This window comes from Pseudomonas sp. SDO5522_S412 (assembly GCF_054071215.1).
Window position 1 is genome coordinate 1 of record NZ_JBSVWQ010000141.1, and the last position, 15,463, is coordinate 15,463.

Consider the following 15,463-nt stretch of genomic DNA (forward strand, 5'->3'; position numbering starts at 1 on the left):
AGCGTTTTGCTTACTTTTGCGCTTTTCAAAAGTGAGCCGCTGTAAGAGCGGAACCAATAGCGGCCATAACCGCAAAAACGGATATGTACCCAGGCAGATCAGAAATTCTGCCCCATGGAGAACTGGAACACCTGCTTGGTCGCATTCTCCGGCGTACGAACCGGCAACGCCAGGTTGATACTCAACGGCCCCAACGGGCTGTACCACGTAGCCCCAACCCCCACAGAAGCGCCCAGCTGGCTCAGGTCAACCCCATTACAACCCTGGGTAGTACTGAGGGCACACTTGTCCGAATAAACGTTACCCACATCCCAGAACACAGACGTACGCACCGACTTATTATCTTTAAGGAACGGCATCGGAAACAGATATTCCGCCCCCCCGGTAATCAGGATGTTGCCCCCCAACGCCTCGGGACTGCGGTCGCTGTAGTACTGCTGGCCCGCACTGGCATACGCCCCGGTCGCCGGCGTACTGCGCGGCCCAAGCGTGCCGCTTTCAAACCCGCGCACCGAACCTTCACCCCCGGCCGTGTAGTTTTCATAAAACGGCAGGCCGTCCGTCGAGCCGTACCCGTTGGCGTAACCGAGCTTGGTATGCAAACGCAGCGTCGTCGAATTGGTGATCGGCACAAATGTCTGCCCGGAATAATCGAGTTTGTAGAAACTCAAGTCACTACCCGGAAGCGTCACCGTCAGGTTCAGGTTCTGCGAGTAACCACGGGTCGGCATCACGCCTTTGTTCAACGTCGACTCCGACCACCCAAGATTCGCCTTGAAGTTGGTGAACTCACTGCCTTCGCGCTGAAGAAAATCGTAGATCTCATCAGAGCTGTAGATGCCCGGGTCGATACTGTCGTGTTGCACCGTCAGGCCGAAACTCAACCGCGAGGTTTCATTGATCGGGTAGCCGAGTGTGGCCCCCAGGCCGTAACTGTTGATGGAGTAGTAGGAAACACCGCTGCCATCGTCGTAGTAGTTGTTGTAATCGGTGGCACTGTAGAACGCGTTATAGCCCAGGCTCACCCCGTCCGGCGTGAAGTAGGGGTTGGTAAAGCCAATGTTGTACTTGCTCTGGTACTGCGAGCGGGTCAGGCCCAGGCTGGCATAATCTCCGGTGCCCAGGAAGTTGTTCTGGGTGATCGAACCGCCAAGGATCAGCCCGGCATCCTGGGCAAAACCGACGCTGGCGGTAATCGAGCCGGACGCTTGTTCTTCGACCGCGTAGTTCACATCAAGCTGGTCGTCGACCCCCGCCACGGCTGGGGTTTCGACGTTGACCTCCTTGAAGAAGCCCAGGCGCTCAAGGCGAACCTTGGACTGGTCGATCAGGTAGGTCGACGCCCAGCCACCTTCCATCTGGCGCATTTCCCGGCGCAGCACCTGGTCGTCGGTCTTGGTGTTGCCACGGAAGTTGATGCGGTTCACATAGGCCCGTTTGCCCGGGTCGACCGCAAACACGATGTCCACGGTGTGGTCTTCATCGTGGGGCGTGGGCATGCCGTTGACGTTGGCGAAGGTGTAGCCGTCGTTACCCAGGCGCCGGGTGATCAGGTCCGAGGTGGTGGTCATCAGCTTGCGCGAGAACACCTGGCCTTTCTGCACCAGCAACAGGGCTTCAAGCTGGTCCTGGGGCACTTTCAAGTCGCCGCTGAGCTTCACGTCACGCACCGTGTATTTCTCGCCTTCGTTGATGTTGACGGTGATATAGACGTGCTTCTTGTCCGGGGTGATGGACACCTGGGTCGAGGTGATGTCCATGTTGATATAACCACGGTCCAGGTAATAGGAGCGCAGGCGTTCCAGGTCCCCGGTGAGTTTTTCACGGGCGTACTTGTCATCGTTGGTGAAGAACGACAGCCAGTTGCTGGTCTTGAGGGTGAACGTGCCGATCAGTTCCTTGTCGGTAAACACGTGGTTGCCCACCACGTTGATGTGCTGGATCGCGGCCACGGAGCCTTCGTCGATCTTGACCTTCAGGCCCACGCGGTTACGCGGCTGCGGCAGCACTTCGGTGTCGACCGTGGCCGAATAGCGACCCTGGGCCACGTACTGGCGCTGCAGTTCGTTGCGCATGCCTTCCAGGGTGGCGCGCTGGAAGATCTCGCCCTCGGCCAGGCCCGACTGCTTCATGCCCTTGAGCAGGTCTTCGGTGGAGATGGCCTTGTTGCCTTCGAACTCGATGCTGGACACCGATGGGCGCTCGACCACATTGATGATCAGCACCGTGCCGTCGCGGCTCAATTGGATGTCCTGGAAGAAGCCGGTCTTGAACAACGCACGGGTGGAATCCACCAGCCGTCGGTCATCCGCTTCGTCCCCCACGTTCAGCGGCAAGGCACCAAACACGCTGCCCGCCGAGACCCGTTGCAGACCGTTGATACGGATATCCGAGATTTTGAAGGCTTCAGCGTGTGCAAGTGTGACATTGAGCAGCAGCGCAACCGAGCAGAGCAGGCGCGAAAAATTCATCAAGATCTTTTCCAGAACACATCGACAAGCAGCGCAAGCGCGCCGGGATGACTCGCCGCAGGCGGGTCACCACGACGCGGCCAGACGGGTGGACGGCAAGCATAAGAGCGCCGGGGGTTTGGTGCGGTTAACCAAGTGTCAAGTTAGGTAAAGGTTGGCCCCGGGGCGATGAGGCTGGGCGATACTGTGGGGGTACCCTTTCACGAGCTCGCCATGATCCGCGTATTGCTAGTCGACGATGACCAGGAACTGACTGAAATGCTGGGCCAATACCTGGAGCATGAAGGCTTTGAGGCGACCTGCGTGCACACCGGCGAGGAGGGTGAGGTCGAGGCACTGTCGGGGCGCTACAGCATTGTGGTGCTGGACGTGATGCTGCCCAGGCTGTCGGGCATAGAAGTGCTCAGGCGCATCCGCGCCAGCAGCCAGGTGCCGGTGGTGTTGCTCACGGCCCGGGGCGACAACATCGACCGGATCACCGGGCTGGAGCTTGGCGCGGACGATTACGTGCCCAAGCCCAGTTCCCCGGGTGAACTGGTGGCGCGCCTGCGCGCGATCATGCGCCGGGTGCAACCCGTGGGCCAGCCGACCGGGGAGGTCATAACGACCGGCGCCCTGATGCTGTGGCCCGGCAAACGCCAGGCCCGTTGGAACGGTTGCGAGCTGGGGCTGACCAGTACCGAATTCAGCCTGCTTGAAGTGCTGGCCCGGTGCGCCGGCCAGGTGGTGAGCAAAAAGGACCTGTCCCTCAATGCCCTGGGCTGCCCGTTGACCCGTTACGACCGACGCATCGACGTGCACATCAGCAGCATTCGCCAGAAATTGGGCCCGCGCCCGGATGCCAAGGCCTGGATCCAGAGCGTGCGCGGCCTCGGTTACCTGTTGATCGCCGAATGATGAAACCCAGCCGGCTGTTCTGGAAACTGTTCCTGGCCTTTTGGCTGGCCACCAGCCTGACGTTCCTGGTGGGCTTGAGCATTCTCGTGGCGGGCAGCCTGGGCCCCGGGGACCATCATCTGGATGCGATCCTGGCCAGCGAAGAACAGTTGCTGGAACAGTACGGTGTCGAGTCGGGCCGCCAGCTCCTGGCGGTGTGGCAGCCACCCCACGGCCAAGCCATTGGCGTTTATGACAGTGCCGGTCAATTGCTGGCCGGCACGCCGGTCTCGCAGGTGGCTTATGAAAAGTCGCTGATCAGCAAGGACGGGGCCGCGCTGTCCCTCAGGTCTTCCCATCCTCCCCACGAACCCGGGCGCCTGGGCCACTGGATCCCGCTGATCATCGGCACGCTGATGAGCGCGCTGTTCAGTGGGTACATGGCCTACTACCTGGCGTGGCCGCTGGCTTATCTGCGGCGGGCGATGGGCGACGTTGCGCTGGGCCGCTTCGAAACCCGGGTGCGGCCGATGATGGGCAAGCGCCGTGATGAAATCGTCGACCTGGCCGAAGACTGCGACCGCATGGCCAACCAGCTCAAGCTGCTGGTGGAGGCCCAGCAACAGCTGCTGCACGACATCTCCCATGAACTGCGCTCACCGTTGACGCGCCTGCAAGTGGCCATCGGGCTGTTGCAGCAAGACCCGGCACGCCAGGAAATGCTCGGGCGCATCCAGCGTGAATCGGCGCGCATGGACACGCTGATCGAGGCGCTGCTGACCCTGGCGCGTGTGCAGGGCCGTCCCGAAAGCATCGAGCGCGAGCCGGTGGATATCGTCGAATTGCTGGCCGTGATTGTCGAGGATGCTCAGTTCGAGGCGGGTATCAAAGGCTGCAGTGTCAGCTTGCAGGCGTGTCCGGACTTTGTCAGTCGGGCCAGCGGCGAGCTGCTGTATCGGTGTTTCGAAAATGTCATTCGAAATGCCGTGCGCTACACGCAGCCTGATACCACGGTGCGGGTTTCGGCGGAGGTCAGCCCCGACAACCGTTGGCTGCGGGTGTTGATCACCGATCAGGGGCCGGGTGTTGAAAACCTGCGGTTGCGGAGTATTTTCGAACCTTTCGAACGTGGCCCGAATGACACCGATGCCGGTTTCGGACTGGGCCTGGCGATCGCCTTGAGGTCCGTGGAAATGCATGGCGGCACCATCGAGGCGCACAACGAGCCGTCCGGCGGGTTGAGCGTGGAAATCATCCTGCCTCGGGTGGGATCTTTACACGATATTACATTGGCTTGACCGCCCTGTACGCCCTGCGCCTTTAGACTTTTCTCCTGCGTGAGCTGATGTTCAGTGACGCCATTGGCGTGGAGGTGGCGATGTTTCAGGTGCACAAAAAAGGCTTCGTGGCCGGCAAGAAAATGGTCGACGGCCTGGTGCCTTACGATTTCTTCTGTGAAGACAGCCCGGCGATCAACCTGTTCGTGTTTACCGGCTCTGCGGCCCTCGGCCAAACCGTGGAAGAGCAGACATTGTGGGGCTTTACCCGGCTGGAGCGGTTTGAAGCCATGACCGGCGCCCTGGTGGCGAACAAGAAGAACGACGGCTGGTTTCAAAGTGTCAACGTGCTCACCGGGCCCAACCAGAACGGCACCCAAAGTGTGAAATTCCAGCGCGTGCTGAAGATCATCAAGCACGCCACCGCCACGGGCCGCGCGACCAGCAAGTTTGAATACGAGATTCATACGGATGAAGGCGACACCTACTTCACCCGCCGACCCGCTGCACCCGACAGTGCGCAAACCGTCATTTATGCGGCGGATCAATAGCGCGGCTGCCGGAGTTCAAAAAGAGCGAAAAGGGGACAGATTTATTTATAAAATAGATCTGTCCCCTTTTTACCGTTACATGCCGGCAGCCTCTACCGGTGCTGAAACCTTGGCAACGAAGCAATCCGCATCTTCGGCTCCTGCAACCTGGCCAGGTCACTGGCAATCTGCGCCCGCCAGAAATGCGCCCCGGCCAGTTGCGCATCCACCCACGCCTGGCGCAGCAACACCTTGGCCTTGTCCACCGACCCGTACTGGGCCTGACGCAGAATCAGCTGCGCCTTGATCCGCAACATCTGCGGCACGAACCAGCGCTCATGCCGGCCCAGCGCCAATTGCAGGGTGTCTTCCAACACCTCCAGCGCCAGTTTCTCCAGGCCCAGCCGCGCCAGCCCCAGGGCGTATTCACAACGCAGCAAGCTATAAAGCTGGCTATCGCCTTGGCCATGCAGGTGATGCAAGGCCTCACCCAGCAACGGCACGCCTTCTTCGGGCGACCCCTGGCGGATCAGCAGGATGCTCTCGAAGCACAGCCGAAACTGACGCCAGATGTGCAGGTCCTGCTGGGTCGTGCTGTCTTGCAGCAAGCCCAGGTAGTACCGCACCTTGGGCAGGTTGGACGCCAACAGCGCCAGGGGAATTGCCCCCAGGCACAGGGTGTACCAGAGGGTCGCGGGGTGATCGAGGGTGATGGCTTCATCGACGCAACTGCCGATCAGGCGCAGCGCCGGGTCGACATCGCCTTCCAGCAACTGCACCTGTGCCTTGAGGCAGCGGGCGGCGATGCGCTGGTCAAAATGCACGTCGATAATATGCGAGCGCGGCGCTGACGGTGACCCCAGCGCCTCGTCGATATTCTGTCGGGCGCCGGCCAGGTCGCCCATGTGAAACAACGCCAGCGCGCGCATACGTTTACCCAGCAGTTGCTGGTTGCCGCTGTGGCTCAGGCTGATGTAGCGCTCGGCCAATTCCAGTGCTTCGGCGTACTGGTTGCAGCCGCAGCGGTCACTCCACAGGCCCCACAGCGCCCGCAGCTTGTGCTCGGCATCGCCCAGGTCGCGGGCGTCTTCACGCACCTGGCGCCAGGCTTCGCGCATTGGCCCGCCGGTGCCATAGGTGAGCATCAGCACGCTGGCCAGGGCGGTTTGCAACAGCATGCGCTGGCGCAGCGGCAGCGGGGTGGTGGCGGCGCTGGCCAGGCCTTTGTCGACCCAGGTACGGCACTCGCTGACCAGCGACAGGCGCAGCCACAAAGGCACACCGCCCAGGGTCAGTTCGATGCCGGTGGGCAGGTCGCCCGAGGCTGAAAAGGCCCACTCCAGCGCGGTGCGGATGGTGTTGATTTCCGGGCCGTAGAGGCCGATCCAGGTCTCGGGAGAAAGCCCGTCGAGGGTCTGCCCGGCTTCCTGCAATACGCCCAGCGCATACAGTGCATGACGCTGGCGGGTGGCGTCGGCTTCGCCGTGTTCGTTGAGTTTCTCCAGGGCGTAGGCGCGGGTGGTTTCCAGCAGGCGGTAGCGCTTGAGCAACTGCGATTCACCGGCGATCAGCAGCGACTTGTCCATCAGGCTTTCAAGCAAGGGCAGGGCATTGCGTGCATCGAGGGTGCTGCTGGCGGTCATGGCCTTGACCGCGTCCAGGGTAAAAGAACCGGTGAACACCGCCAGTTGGCGCAACATGGCCTGTTCGTCGCCGGTGAGCATCGAGTAGGTCCAGTCCAGGGTCGCGCTCAGTGAACGGTGGCGGGCGAGGGCGGTGCGCCGGCCGGTCATTTGCAGGCGGAAGCTGCCGTCGAGCAACCCCACCAGGTCCTGGATGCCAAAGGTGCGGACCCGCGCCGCGGCGATTTCGATGGCCAGGGCGTTGCTGTCGAGCTTGCGGCAGATGGCGCTGGCGGCGGCGACGTCGGTGTCCTTGAACACGAAGCCGGGGTCGAGGGCCTTGACCCGTTCGATGAACAGGGCGATGCCGGACCACGTCATGGCTTGCTCGGCACTCAGGCTTAAGTCTTCGTCCGGCACCAGCAGCGGTGCGAGGTCGTGCACCCGTTCGCCCTCGGCCCGCAGCGGCTCGCGGCTGGTGGTCAGCACGCAGCACTGGGGCGCGCAACGCAGCAGCACCTCGACCGCGTCGGCGGTGGCTTGCAGCACGTGTTCGCAGTTGTCGAGCACCAGCAGCAACGGGCTGTTGGCGAGCATCGAGGCCACGCTTTGCAAGGGCTCGTCACTTACGCTTTGAATGCCCAGGGCGTTGGCGAGCATGCCGGCCACCCATTGGCCGCTGGTGGCGGGGGCCAGGTCGACGAAGCACATGCCCTGGTGAAAGCGGCCCTGCAGCAGTTGCGCCACGGCCAGGGCCACGGTGGTCTTGCCGATGCCGCCGGGGCCGGTGATGGTCACGAAACGCTGGCTCAGTACCTGGTCGGCCAGGCTCAGGATCAGCTGTTCGCGACCAATCACTGTGCTGGGCGGCGGTTGCAGGTTGGGCACGTCCACCGTCGGGGCGGGTACCAGCGCCTGGGCGATGGCGCCTTCACTCACTGCCTGCATTGTCACCGGCGCGACAAACCGATAACCCCGGCCCGGCACGGTGACGATGTAGCTGAAGTTGCCGTCATCCCCCAGCGCCCGGCGCAGCGCAACGATCTGCGCGCGCAGGTTGCATTCCTCCACCACCACCTTGGGCCAGGCGAAAGAGATCAGCTCGGACTTTTCCAGCAACTCGCCAGCCCGGCTGGCGAGGGCGATCAGCAAGTACAAGGCGCGGCTGCCGAGGGTCACCGGCTCGCCGTTGCGCAGCAATACATGCTGGCGCGCCAACAAGAGAAAGGGGCCGAAACCGATTGCATTCTCGGTGTGGTCCGGGGCCTGGGGGACGAGGTCCGTGAAGGACACTGCGGGGTATTTGCTCGAACTCATCAATTTGTCCTTTTTTTGTAGTCGGGCTTGTTATTGGCGATCAGGCCATTCGCCCTTTTGGGTGCTTACGTGCGGCAGCAGGCTTGGAGAGTTGAAGTCGATCAAAAAGGTGAGAGTTGTCGCCCTCCTTTGGGGCATGGACGTTGTTATAGGGCGCGGGGCCGTTGGGTTTCAGGCGATGAGACTGTTTCAATTTAGAAACATTTTATTACTAGAAAACCTGATGTAGCAGAATGTATGCCAGTTGGCATGTAACAAAGATGACAACAACCGTATGAAATTTATGGGGATTTTTGAGGTCGTCGAAAGCGGGGGAAGGTGGGTGTTCGGAAAGGCGAATATTTCTAATTGTGTCGTTCGGGATGCCGAATAAAACGGCGGTGGTTTGGCGTGGTTTTTTTGGCTGTGTATCAGACTGTGTATCAGCACCCACCTGATACACCGGCATGAATAGAAGGAGGAAACGCGACACAGACGGGATACACGCCTGGCTTTAAATCTGTCTACCAGATGGCGCAGGCGGTCACCCACCGCACAAGCGCCCTGGCCACATTCAGTCAAGCCAGGAGATTCAACAATGAAGCGCCATTACGCAGCCCTTGCCGCCACCCTCGCACTGTCCCTCGGTGCCTTCGCCGCCACCGCCCATGCCGAGGATGCCAAGCCTCAGGAAAAATGCTTCGGCGTGTCCCTCGCCGGTGCCAACGATTGCGCCGCCGGTGCCGGGACTTCCTGCGCCGGCACCGCCAAGGCGGATTACCAGGGCAACGCCTGGGTGCTGGTGGACAAAGGCACCTGCACCCAGATCAAAACCCCCAAAGGCTTCGGCAGCCTGACGGAACAACCATGATTGCCCTGGCCCCTGCGGTGCTCAAGCGTGTGCTGCCTGAGGCGCTGCTGTTGCTGGTGGCCCGCCTCGGGATCGCTTCGGTGTTTTTCCTCTCGGGCCGCACCAAGGTGACCGGTTTCCTGCAGCTCAAGCCGTCGACCTACACCTTGTTTCGCTCGGAATACGCCTTGCCGCTGGTGCCGCCGGACTGGGCAGCGCACCTGGCGACCTACGCCGAGCATCTGTTCCCGCTGTTGCTGGTGCTGGGCCTGCTGACCCGCCCGGCGGCTGCCGCGCTGTTGGGCATGACCCTGGTGATCGAGGTGTTCGTATACCCCGACGCCTGGCCGACCCACCTGACCTGGGCCGGGCTGTTGCTGCCGCTGCTGGCGTATGGCGGCGGGGCCTGGTCACTGGACCGCGTGCTGTCCGGCCAACGCCGTTAACCCTTTCACAACAATGATCAGGCCCCAAGGCCTGTGGAGAGTCGCATGCGTATTCTTTCTTCCCTGGCGATCGCCATGGCACTCGCTACACCGTTGGTGGCCTCGGCCGCCGATGCAGCCAAGCCCCAGCCGGGCACCGGTAAAAGCGTGGTGATCGTGCCCGGTTCCTTTGTCGACGGCTCCGGCTGGCGAGTGGTGCACGACATCCTGATTCACAAGGGCTACAAGGTCACCGTGGTGCATCAGGGCCATGAAAGCCTCGCCGCCGACGTGGCCGAGGCCCGCGAAGTGCTGGAGCAGCAGGTCGGCCCGGTGGTGCTGGTGGGTCACAGCTCCGGCGGCGGGGTGATCTCGATTGCCGGTGACCGCGACAAGGTCAAGTCGATGGTCTATGTCTCGGCCCTGCAACCGGAAGTCGGCGAGAACATGAGCCAGCTGCTGTCGTCGATGCCGGCGCCGAGCAATGACGTGATGCAGACCCGCGACGGGCATCTGTTCTTTGATCGCACCAAGTTCAATGCCGATTTTGCTGCCGACCTGACCACCAACCGCACCGACTTCATGGCCGCCTCCCAGGTGCCGGCCACCACCGCGCTGTTCGGCGGCACCGTGTGGGCCGCGGCCTGGCACAAGAAGCCGACCTACGCCGTGGTGTCCACCGAAGACCGTGCCCTGAGCCCCGATCTGCAGCGCTGGATGTACAAGCGCGCCGGCTCGAAAGTCACTGAAATCAAGGCCAGCCACTCGGTGTACATCTCCCAGCCCGAGGCTGTGGCGAAGGTCATCGAAGACGCGGCATCCGTCATCAAATAAACCCCACCCCCGAGGAGTAATACCCATGAGCACATCCATCAAATCCCGCTTGAGCCTTGCCACTGCTGCCGCCCTGATCGCCATGGCGTCCGCTTCCTTCGCGGCCGCCGCCAGCGCCGCCGACCAGCCGGAACAACCGGGTCGCTGCTACGGCGTGAACAACTGCAAGGGCGAAAGCCTGTGCGCCACGGCCAAGAACGATTGCAAGGGCCTCAACAGCTGCAAGGGCCAGGGCGTTGTCGTCAAGACCCCGTCCGAGTGCCTGAAGCTGGGCGGCACCACTACCGAACCGAAGTAACACCCCGGCGGGCCCAGGTTGGGCCCGCCGCCTATTTATGCAACGGAGACCACATGATGCCGACACCCAACCCGCGTTTTCCAGGCTATGGCCTGGGGCTGCGCAAGGAACACTACAGCGAGTTCCTGGAGAACCCGGTGGCGGTGGATTTCGTTGAAGTGATCTCCGAGAATTTCATGGTCGCGGGCGGCCAGCCCCGGCACATCCTGCGCCAGATTCGCGAGCGGTATCCGGTGGCGCTGCACGGGGTGTCGATGTCGATCGGCACGGCCGAGGGCCTCGATCGCGATTACCTGAAACGCCTCAAGTCGCTGGTGGACGAGATCGAACCGCTGTTTGTGTCCGACCACTTGAGCTGGTCCCGCAGCGGGGGTTTCAACTCCCATGATCTGCTGCCGGTGCCTTACACCCATGAGGCACTGGACCGGGTCTGCGCCAATATCGACCTGGCTCAAGAAGTGTTGGGCCGCACGATGCTGTTTGAAAACCCGTCCAGCTACCTGGCCTTTGATGGCGCGTCCATGAGCGAGTGGGAATTCATCGCCGCCATGTCCCGGCGCACCGGCTGCGAGCTGTTGCTGGACGTCAATAATGTGTTTGTCAGCGCCAGCAACCATGGCTTTGACGCTCTCGCGTTTCTCGACGGGATTCCGGCCGAGCGGGTCCGGCAAATTCACCTGGCCGGCCATAGCCAGGGCCGCGATTTGCTGATCGACAGCCACGACAGCCCGGTGTGTGATGGCGTCTGGGACTTGTATGCCAAGGCCGTTGCGTTGCTCGGCCCGGTCGCCACGATGATCGAGCGCGATGACGAGATCCCGCCCCTGGCAGAGCTGCTGGAGGAGCTGTCGATCGCCCGCATGCTCGGTGCCTCCGAGGCCTACAAGCGTGCGCAGGTGCGCTCATGAATCTCGCGCAATGGCAGCAGGCTTTTCATACCTGGCTGGTGAGTGCCTCGGAGCAGTCGGCCGAGATGTTGGGTAACAAGGCCGCGGGACTGGCGGTGTATCAGAACAACTACCGCGCGCAATTGGTGGGTTGCCTGGAACAGGCGTTTCCCAACCTGCGGCGCTGGGTCGGGGACGAGGCGTTCCTGGCCGCGTGCGTCAGCCATATCGACCGGCATCCGCCCCATGCCTGGACCCTGGACGTCTATCCCGAGGGTTTTCACCTGACCCTGGGCGAACTGTTCCCCAACAATCCCGACGTGCATGAACTGGCCTGGATCGAGTCGTCGCTCAATGAAGCGTTTGTCGCCGCCGATGCCAGCCCGTTGCCCATGGACGTGCTGGCGTCGGTGGATTGGGACACGGCACGCCTGCAACTCACGCCGTCGCTGCGCTGCCATGGGCTGACCACCAACGCCGAGGCGATCTGGTCGGCATTGTGGCAGCAAACCCCGGCGCCCGAGGCGGTGATGCTGGCCGAGGCCGGTGGGCTGCTGGTGTGGCGCCGCCAGTTCACCTCGCGCTTGCGCCAGGTCGATGCGCTGGAGTTCCAGGCCTTGGTGCACCTGCAAGGCGACGGCAGTTTTGCCGGGTTGTGCGAGTTTCTGGTAGCGCGCCTGGGGGAAGAGCAGGGCGTCGCGAAAGCCGGTGAGCTGTTGGCCGGCTGGATCGGCAGCGAGTTGATTGTGGGGGTCGTTGAAGACCTTTCTGTGTCGCATTTTTCGGAGCTCTAACACCATGTCTTTTTTCAATCGCCGGCGCTTTCTGATTTCCACCGCCATTGCTTCAGTGGCGTTGTCACTGCCGGTCATGGCGACGCCCGCCCGTTGGACGATCCGCCAGGTCAGCACCGACCTGCTGGATATCGGCTACTACGAAGCCGGCCCGGAAGGCGGCCGGCCGATCATTTTGCTGCATGGCGCGGACGGCGACCTGGAGCGCTTCGCCGAGGTCGCACCCTACCTGGTGTCCCAGGGCTTTCGGGTGGTTGCCCCGTACCTGCGCGGCCATGGCACTACCACGCCGCTGGACAAGGCGGCACCCGCCAGCACTCAGGAAGTGGTGCTCGGCCAGGACGTGCTGGACCTGATGAACGCCTTGCACATTCCCGAGGCTGTGCTGGGTGGGTTCGATCTCGGCGGTCGTGCCGTCACGGCAGCGGCCACCTTGCGGCCGAGCCGCTGTGTGGCGCTGGTCACCGTCAACAGCGCGCCGCAGCCCGCCCTGGCCGAGGTGCTGGTGCAGATGGCGCAGATGGGCAAATGGCGCACCTGAACATGAATATTTCGACAGCCGCGCATTTGCCCGCTGAAAAAAAAGGCCGCTGCCCGTAATCTAGACGCCTTTGCCACGTGTGCGGATTGTCCATGTCTTCAGTAGCTGATGGGTTGCCCAGTGATAAGCGTCTAGCGGCGGTTGTCGCCATTTCCCTGGGGATCGGCATGGCGACCCTCGACACGGCCATCGTCAACACCGCGTTGCCGACCCTGGCCGAAGGGATTGGCACCGACTCCGCTTCGGTGATCTGGGTGGTCAATGCCTACCAGTTGGCGACCATTGCCGCGGTACTGCCCTTTGCGTCCCTGAGTGATGTGGTCGGCCACCGCCGGGTGTTCCTCGGCGGCTTGCTGGTGTTTGTGGTGGCGTCGCTGTTTTGCGGGCTGGCCTGGTCACTGCCGACGCTGACTGCCGCCCGGGTGGTGCAGGGCCTGGGCGCTGCGGCAATCATGAGCGTCAACATTGCGCTGCTGCGGCATATCTACCCGGCAAAAATCCTCGGCCGAGGGCTGGGGTATAACTCATTGGTGGTGGGGCTGGCCTTTACCCTGGGGCCGACGGCGGCGTCGGCGATTCTATCGGTGGCTACCTGGCACTGGTTGTACCTGATCAACCTGCCCCTTGGGGCATTGGCCTTGTGGCTCGGGGTGCGGGCGATTCCGGTGATCCCGATCACCGGGCATGCCTTCGACCGGCTGGCGGCAATTCTCTGCGCCGGGTTGTTTGCCCTGCTGGTGCTGGGCCTGGGCTCGGCGGTGCACGGTGCGCAGGCGGTGTTGACGCTGGGGCTGATCGCCGTGGCGCTGCTGTGCGGGCTGTTGCTGATCCGCCGTCAGGCCGGGCACCCGGCGCCGATGCTGGCGGTGGATCTGTTCAAGCGCCCGCTGTTCACCTTGTCGGCCCTCACCGCGATTTGCGCGTTCAGCGCCCAGGGGCTGGCGTTTGTGTCGCTGCCGTTCCTGTTGCAAACCGTGTTGGGGCACAGCCAGGTGGCCACCGGTTTCCTGATGACGCCGTGGCCGGCGGTGGTCGCGGTGATGGCGCTGATTGCCGGGCGCCTGGCGGACCGTATCTCCCTGGCGTTGTTGTGCGGCATCGGCCTGGTGATGTTGAGCGCGGGCATGGCCTCGCTGGCGACCCTGGGCAACGACGCCTCGACCTTCGACATCGGTTGGCGCATGGCCCTGTGTGGCGCCGGGTTCGGTTTTTTCCAGTCGCCCAACCTCAAGGCGATCATGACCAGCGCACCGATTGCCCGCAGCGGGGGAGCCAGCGGGATCGTTGCCACGTCGCGTTTGATGGGGCAGACACTCGGCGCTTCGTTGGTGGCGTTGTGTTTCCACCTGTCCCTGAGCAGCGGCCCGCAGTACGCGTTGTGGCTGGGCTGCGGGTTTGCCCTGGTGGGCGCGGTGGCCAGCGGGTTGCGCCTGATGCAGGACGGCGCCAAGGTTTAATTATTTGGGCCTTGTAAAACCTTGAGGTAGACGGCTACCGTGGCCGTCTAAATAATTCTGAATGTTTCAGCTTTTATGTCTGATCTGGCCCAACGCAGTGCTGATTCCCACTCCCGCCGTGCCGCGCTCACCCTTGGCCTGTGCCTGCCCAGTGACGTGTTGCTGTACCTGGTGCTGCCGATGGAGTCCCAGGCGTTCGGTATCACCCTGGCCCAGGCCGGGGTGCTGCTGGCGGCCAACCGCCTGGTGCGGATCTTCGGCTACAAGCATGTTCTGAATTTCTACGCCCGTAACGGTGATCGGCTGACGTGCTCCATTGCCGCCGGCGCGGCGGCGGTGTGTGCCCTTGGCAACTCGATGCTGTCCGGGTTTGCGGCCTTGCTCGGGCTGCGGTTGGTCTGGGGCCTGTGTTTTGCGGCGTTGAACCTTTCCACTCAAGTCTTGGCCACCTCTGAACCGCTGGGTGCGGCGCGGCGGGCGGGGCGGTCGCGGGCGTTGATTGCCCTGGGGCCGATGCTGGCCTTGCCGTTGGGTGGGTGGCTGACGTTGCGGGTTGGGCCGCGGCCGATCTTCTGGATTCTGGCGGTGTGTTGCCTGGTGGGGTTGTGGATGGCGCGGGGGTTGCCGACTGCGGGTCACAATTTGCATGGCACGCCGGGGCGGCGGTTCAAGTTGCCTGACAGTGTGGCGACCTGGTCGTTTATCGAAGGGGTGGCGCTGGATGGGCTGTTTATCTTTGGCCTGTCGATTCAGGCGCAGAAGCTGCTGGGGGGCAATGCGGTATTGATTGCCGGTGGGTTGATGGCGCTGCGTTATGTGTCGGAGTTGCTTCTGAGTCCGCTGGGGGGGCGTGCTGCGCAGCAGTTTGGTGCTACTTCAATGTTGCTGCTGTTTTCGTTTCTCAGTGCGTTGGCGTTGGGGGCGTTTGGTAGTCATTGGGTGATTGTGGGGGCGGCGGCGGTGTTGGTGTTGCGGGCGTTGCAGTTGCCGTTGGTGACGACGCTGGTGGCGGAGCGTAATCCGGGGGCGATGCGGGTTTCGGCGTTGGCGTCGAATGCGGTGTGGCGTGATGTGGGGGCGGGGCTTGGGCCTTTGCTGGCTGGGTTGTTGTTGCCGGTGGCGTCGGCGCCTTGGGTGTTTGGCGTGGCGGGGGCGGCGATTGCGGTCAGTGCGGTGTTTTGCTGGCGGGCCAAGATTTCAGCTTGATGAGATGGGTTGGGTGAGGGGAATGGGGTACATATCCGTTTCTTCGGTAACGGCCACTTAGGGTTCCGCTCTTACAGCGGGTCACTTTTGGCAAACGCC

14 protein-coding genes are annotated in these 15,463 nt (G+C 62.6%); 12 read left to right on the forward strand and 2 right to left on the reverse strand.

Annotated elements, in window-relative coordinates:
- Nucleotides 1–98: 98 nt before the first annotated feature.
- The gene (gene bamA / locus ACW9I6_RS22835) at nucleotides 99–2,471 is read right to left on the reverse strand and encodes an outer membrane protein assembly factor BamA (RefSeq protein WP_134326193.1); all 2,373 of its coding nucleotides are present in this window, start codon (nucleotides 2,469–2,471) and stop codon (nucleotides 99–101) included.
- A 213-nt stretch (nucleotides 2,472–2,684) separates the two neighbouring features.
- Here bamA and ACW9I6_RS22840 point away from each other — a divergent pair, with 213 nt between their 5' ends.
- The 3 genes from ACW9I6_RS22840 (at nucleotide 2,685) to ACW9I6_RS22850 (ending at nucleotide 5,175) form a co-directional block, all read left to right on the forward strand.
- Nucleotides 2,685–3,368 carry a response regulator transcription factor gene (locus ACW9I6_RS22840; protein ID WP_008430480.1) on the forward strand — a complete coding sequence of 228 codons (684 nt, stop codon included), beginning with the start codon at nucleotides 2,685–2,687 and terminating at the stop codon, nucleotides 3,366–3,368.
- On the forward strand, nucleotides 3,365–4,645 hold the full coding sequence (locus tag ACW9I6_RS22845; RefSeq protein WP_177023417.1) for a sensor histidine kinase: 1,281 nt from the start codon (nucleotides 3,365–3,367) through the stop codon (nucleotides 4,643–4,645). Before ACW9I6_RS22840 ends, ACW9I6_RS22845 begins: the two co-directional genes overlap by 4 nt.
- An 80-nt stretch (nucleotides 4,646–4,725) precedes the next feature.
- Nucleotides 4,726–5,175: a hypothetical protein gene (locus ACW9I6_RS22850; protein ID WP_043225222.1), complete on the forward strand. Its 450-nt coding sequence runs from the start codon at nucleotides 4,726–4,728 to the stop codon at nucleotides 5,173–5,175.
- 92 nt (nucleotides 5,176–5,267) lie between these two features.
- Here the strand turns inward: ACW9I6_RS22850 and ACW9I6_RS22855 are convergent, their stop codons facing one another.
- On the reverse strand, nucleotides 5,268–8,093 hold the full coding sequence (locus ACW9I6_RS22855) for an ATP-binding protein (protein WP_457339869.1): 2,826 nt from the start codon (nucleotides 8,091–8,093) through the stop codon (nucleotides 5,268–5,270).
- A gap of 577 nt (nucleotides 8,094–8,670) precedes the next feature.
- On the opposite strand from ACW9I6_RS22855, the gene ACW9I6_RS22860 reads away from it, so the two are divergent.
- The 9 genes from ACW9I6_RS22860 (at nucleotide 8,671) to ACW9I6_RS22900 (ending at nucleotide 15,364) form a co-directional block, all read left to right on the forward strand.
- Nucleotides 8,671–8,943, forward strand: a complete 273-nt coding sequence (locus ACW9I6_RS22860) for a BufA1 family periplasmic bufferin-type metallophore (protein ID WP_003211270.1) — start codon at nucleotides 8,671–8,673, stop codon at nucleotides 8,941–8,943.
- Nucleotides 8,940–9,368 (forward strand): DoxX family protein, encoded by a 429-nt coding sequence (locus ACW9I6_RS22865; RefSeq protein WP_003211272.1) that lies wholly within the window; start codon nucleotides 8,940–8,942, stop codon nucleotides 9,366–9,368. Before ACW9I6_RS22860 ends, ACW9I6_RS22865 begins: the two co-directional genes overlap by 4 nt.
- Before the next feature lie 45 nt (nucleotides 9,369–9,413).
- Nucleotides 9,414–10,181 (forward strand): alpha/beta fold hydrolase, encoded by a 768-nt coding sequence (locus ACW9I6_RS22870; RefSeq protein WP_003211274.1) that lies wholly within the window; start codon nucleotides 9,414–9,416, stop codon nucleotides 10,179–10,181.
- Between the two features lie 25 nt (nucleotides 10,182–10,206).
- On the forward strand, nucleotides 10,207–10,479 hold the full coding sequence (gene bufA2 / locus ACW9I6_RS22875) for a BufA2 family periplasmic bufferin-type metallophore (RefSeq protein ID WP_003211275.1): 273 nt from the start codon (nucleotides 10,207–10,209) through the stop codon (nucleotides 10,477–10,479).
- 56 nt (nucleotides 10,480–10,535) lie between these two features.
- A complete protein-coding gene (gene bufB, locus ACW9I6_RS22880) occupies nucleotides 10,536–11,387 on the forward strand; it encodes an MNIO family bufferin maturase (RefSeq protein WP_087695391.1) in 852 nt (283 codons plus the stop codon).
- Complete coding sequence (locus tag ACW9I6_RS22885; RefSeq protein WP_003211277.1) at nucleotides 11,384–12,160, forward strand: HvfC/BufC N-terminal domain-containing protein; 777 nt, start codon at nucleotides 11,384–11,386, stop codon at nucleotides 12,158–12,160. The genes bufB and ACW9I6_RS22885 overlap by 4 nt, the downstream gene beginning before the upstream one ends.
- A 4-nt stretch (nucleotides 12,161–12,164) precedes the next feature.
- Nucleotides 12,165–12,701, forward strand: a complete 537-nt coding sequence (locus tag ACW9I6_RS22890; protein WP_003211278.1) for an alpha/beta fold hydrolase — start codon at nucleotides 12,165–12,167, stop codon at nucleotides 12,699–12,701.
- A 92-nt stretch (nucleotides 12,702–12,793) separates the two neighbouring features.
- Entirely contained in the window at nucleotides 12,794–14,158 is a 1,365-nt protein-coding gene (locus ACW9I6_RS22895) for an MFS transporter (protein WP_023658995.1), read from the forward strand.
- 75 nt (nucleotides 14,159–14,233) lie between these two features.
- The gene (locus ACW9I6_RS22900; RefSeq protein WP_457339870.1) at nucleotides 14,234–15,364 is read left to right on the forward strand and encodes an MFS transporter; all 1,131 of its coding nucleotides are present in this window, start codon (nucleotides 14,234–14,236) and stop codon (nucleotides 15,362–15,364) included.
- Nucleotides 15,365–15,463 lie beyond the last annotated feature (99 nt).

Coding starts and splice junctions, on each gene's coding strand:
- bamA (WP_134326193.1), bottom strand. CDS start 2,471: ATGAATTTTTCGCGCCTGCTCTGCTCGGTTGCGCTGCTGCTCAATGTC.
- ACW9I6_RS22840 (WP_008430480.1), top strand. CDS start 2,685: ATGATCCGCGTATTGCTAGTCGACGATGACCAGGAACTGACTGAAATG.
- ACW9I6_RS22845 (WP_177023417.1), top strand. CDS start 3,365: ATGATGAAACCCAGCCGGCTGTTCTGGAAACTGTTCCTGGCCTTTTGG.
- ACW9I6_RS22850 (WP_043225222.1), top strand. CDS start 4,726: ATGTTTCAGGTGCACAAAAAAGGCTTCGTGGCCGGCAAGAAAATGGTC.
- ACW9I6_RS22855 (WP_457339869.1), bottom strand. CDS start 8,093: ATGAGTTCGAGCAAATACCCCGCAGTGTCCTTCACGGACCTCGTCCCC.
- ACW9I6_RS22860 (WP_003211270.1), top strand. CDS start 8,671: ATGAAGCGCCATTACGCAGCCCTTGCCGCCACCCTCGCACTGTCCCTC.
- ACW9I6_RS22865 (WP_003211272.1), top strand. CDS start 8,940: ATGATTGCCCTGGCCCCTGCGGTGCTCAAGCGTGTGCTGCCTGAGGCG.
- ACW9I6_RS22870 (WP_003211274.1), top strand. CDS start 9,414: ATGCGTATTCTTTCTTCCCTGGCGATCGCCATGGCACTCGCTACACCG.
- bufA2 (WP_003211275.1), top strand. CDS start 10,207: ATGAGCACATCCATCAAATCCCGCTTGAGCCTTGCCACTGCTGCCGCC.
- bufB (WP_087695391.1), top strand. CDS start 10,536: ATGCCGACACCCAACCCGCGTTTTCCAGGCTATGGCCTGGGGCTGCGC.
- ACW9I6_RS22885 (WP_003211277.1), top strand. CDS start 11,384: ATGAATCTCGCGCAATGGCAGCAGGCTTTTCATACCTGGCTGGTGAGT.
- ACW9I6_RS22890 (WP_003211278.1), top strand. CDS start 12,165: ATGTCTTTTTTCAATCGCCGGCGCTTTCTGATTTCCACCGCCATTGCT.
- ACW9I6_RS22895 (WP_023658995.1), top strand. CDS start 12,794: ATGTCTTCAGTAGCTGATGGGTTGCCCAGTGATAAGCGTCTAGCGGCG.
- ACW9I6_RS22900 (WP_457339870.1), top strand. CDS start 14,234: ATGTCTGATCTGGCCCAACGCAGTGCTGATTCCCACTCCCGCCGTGCC.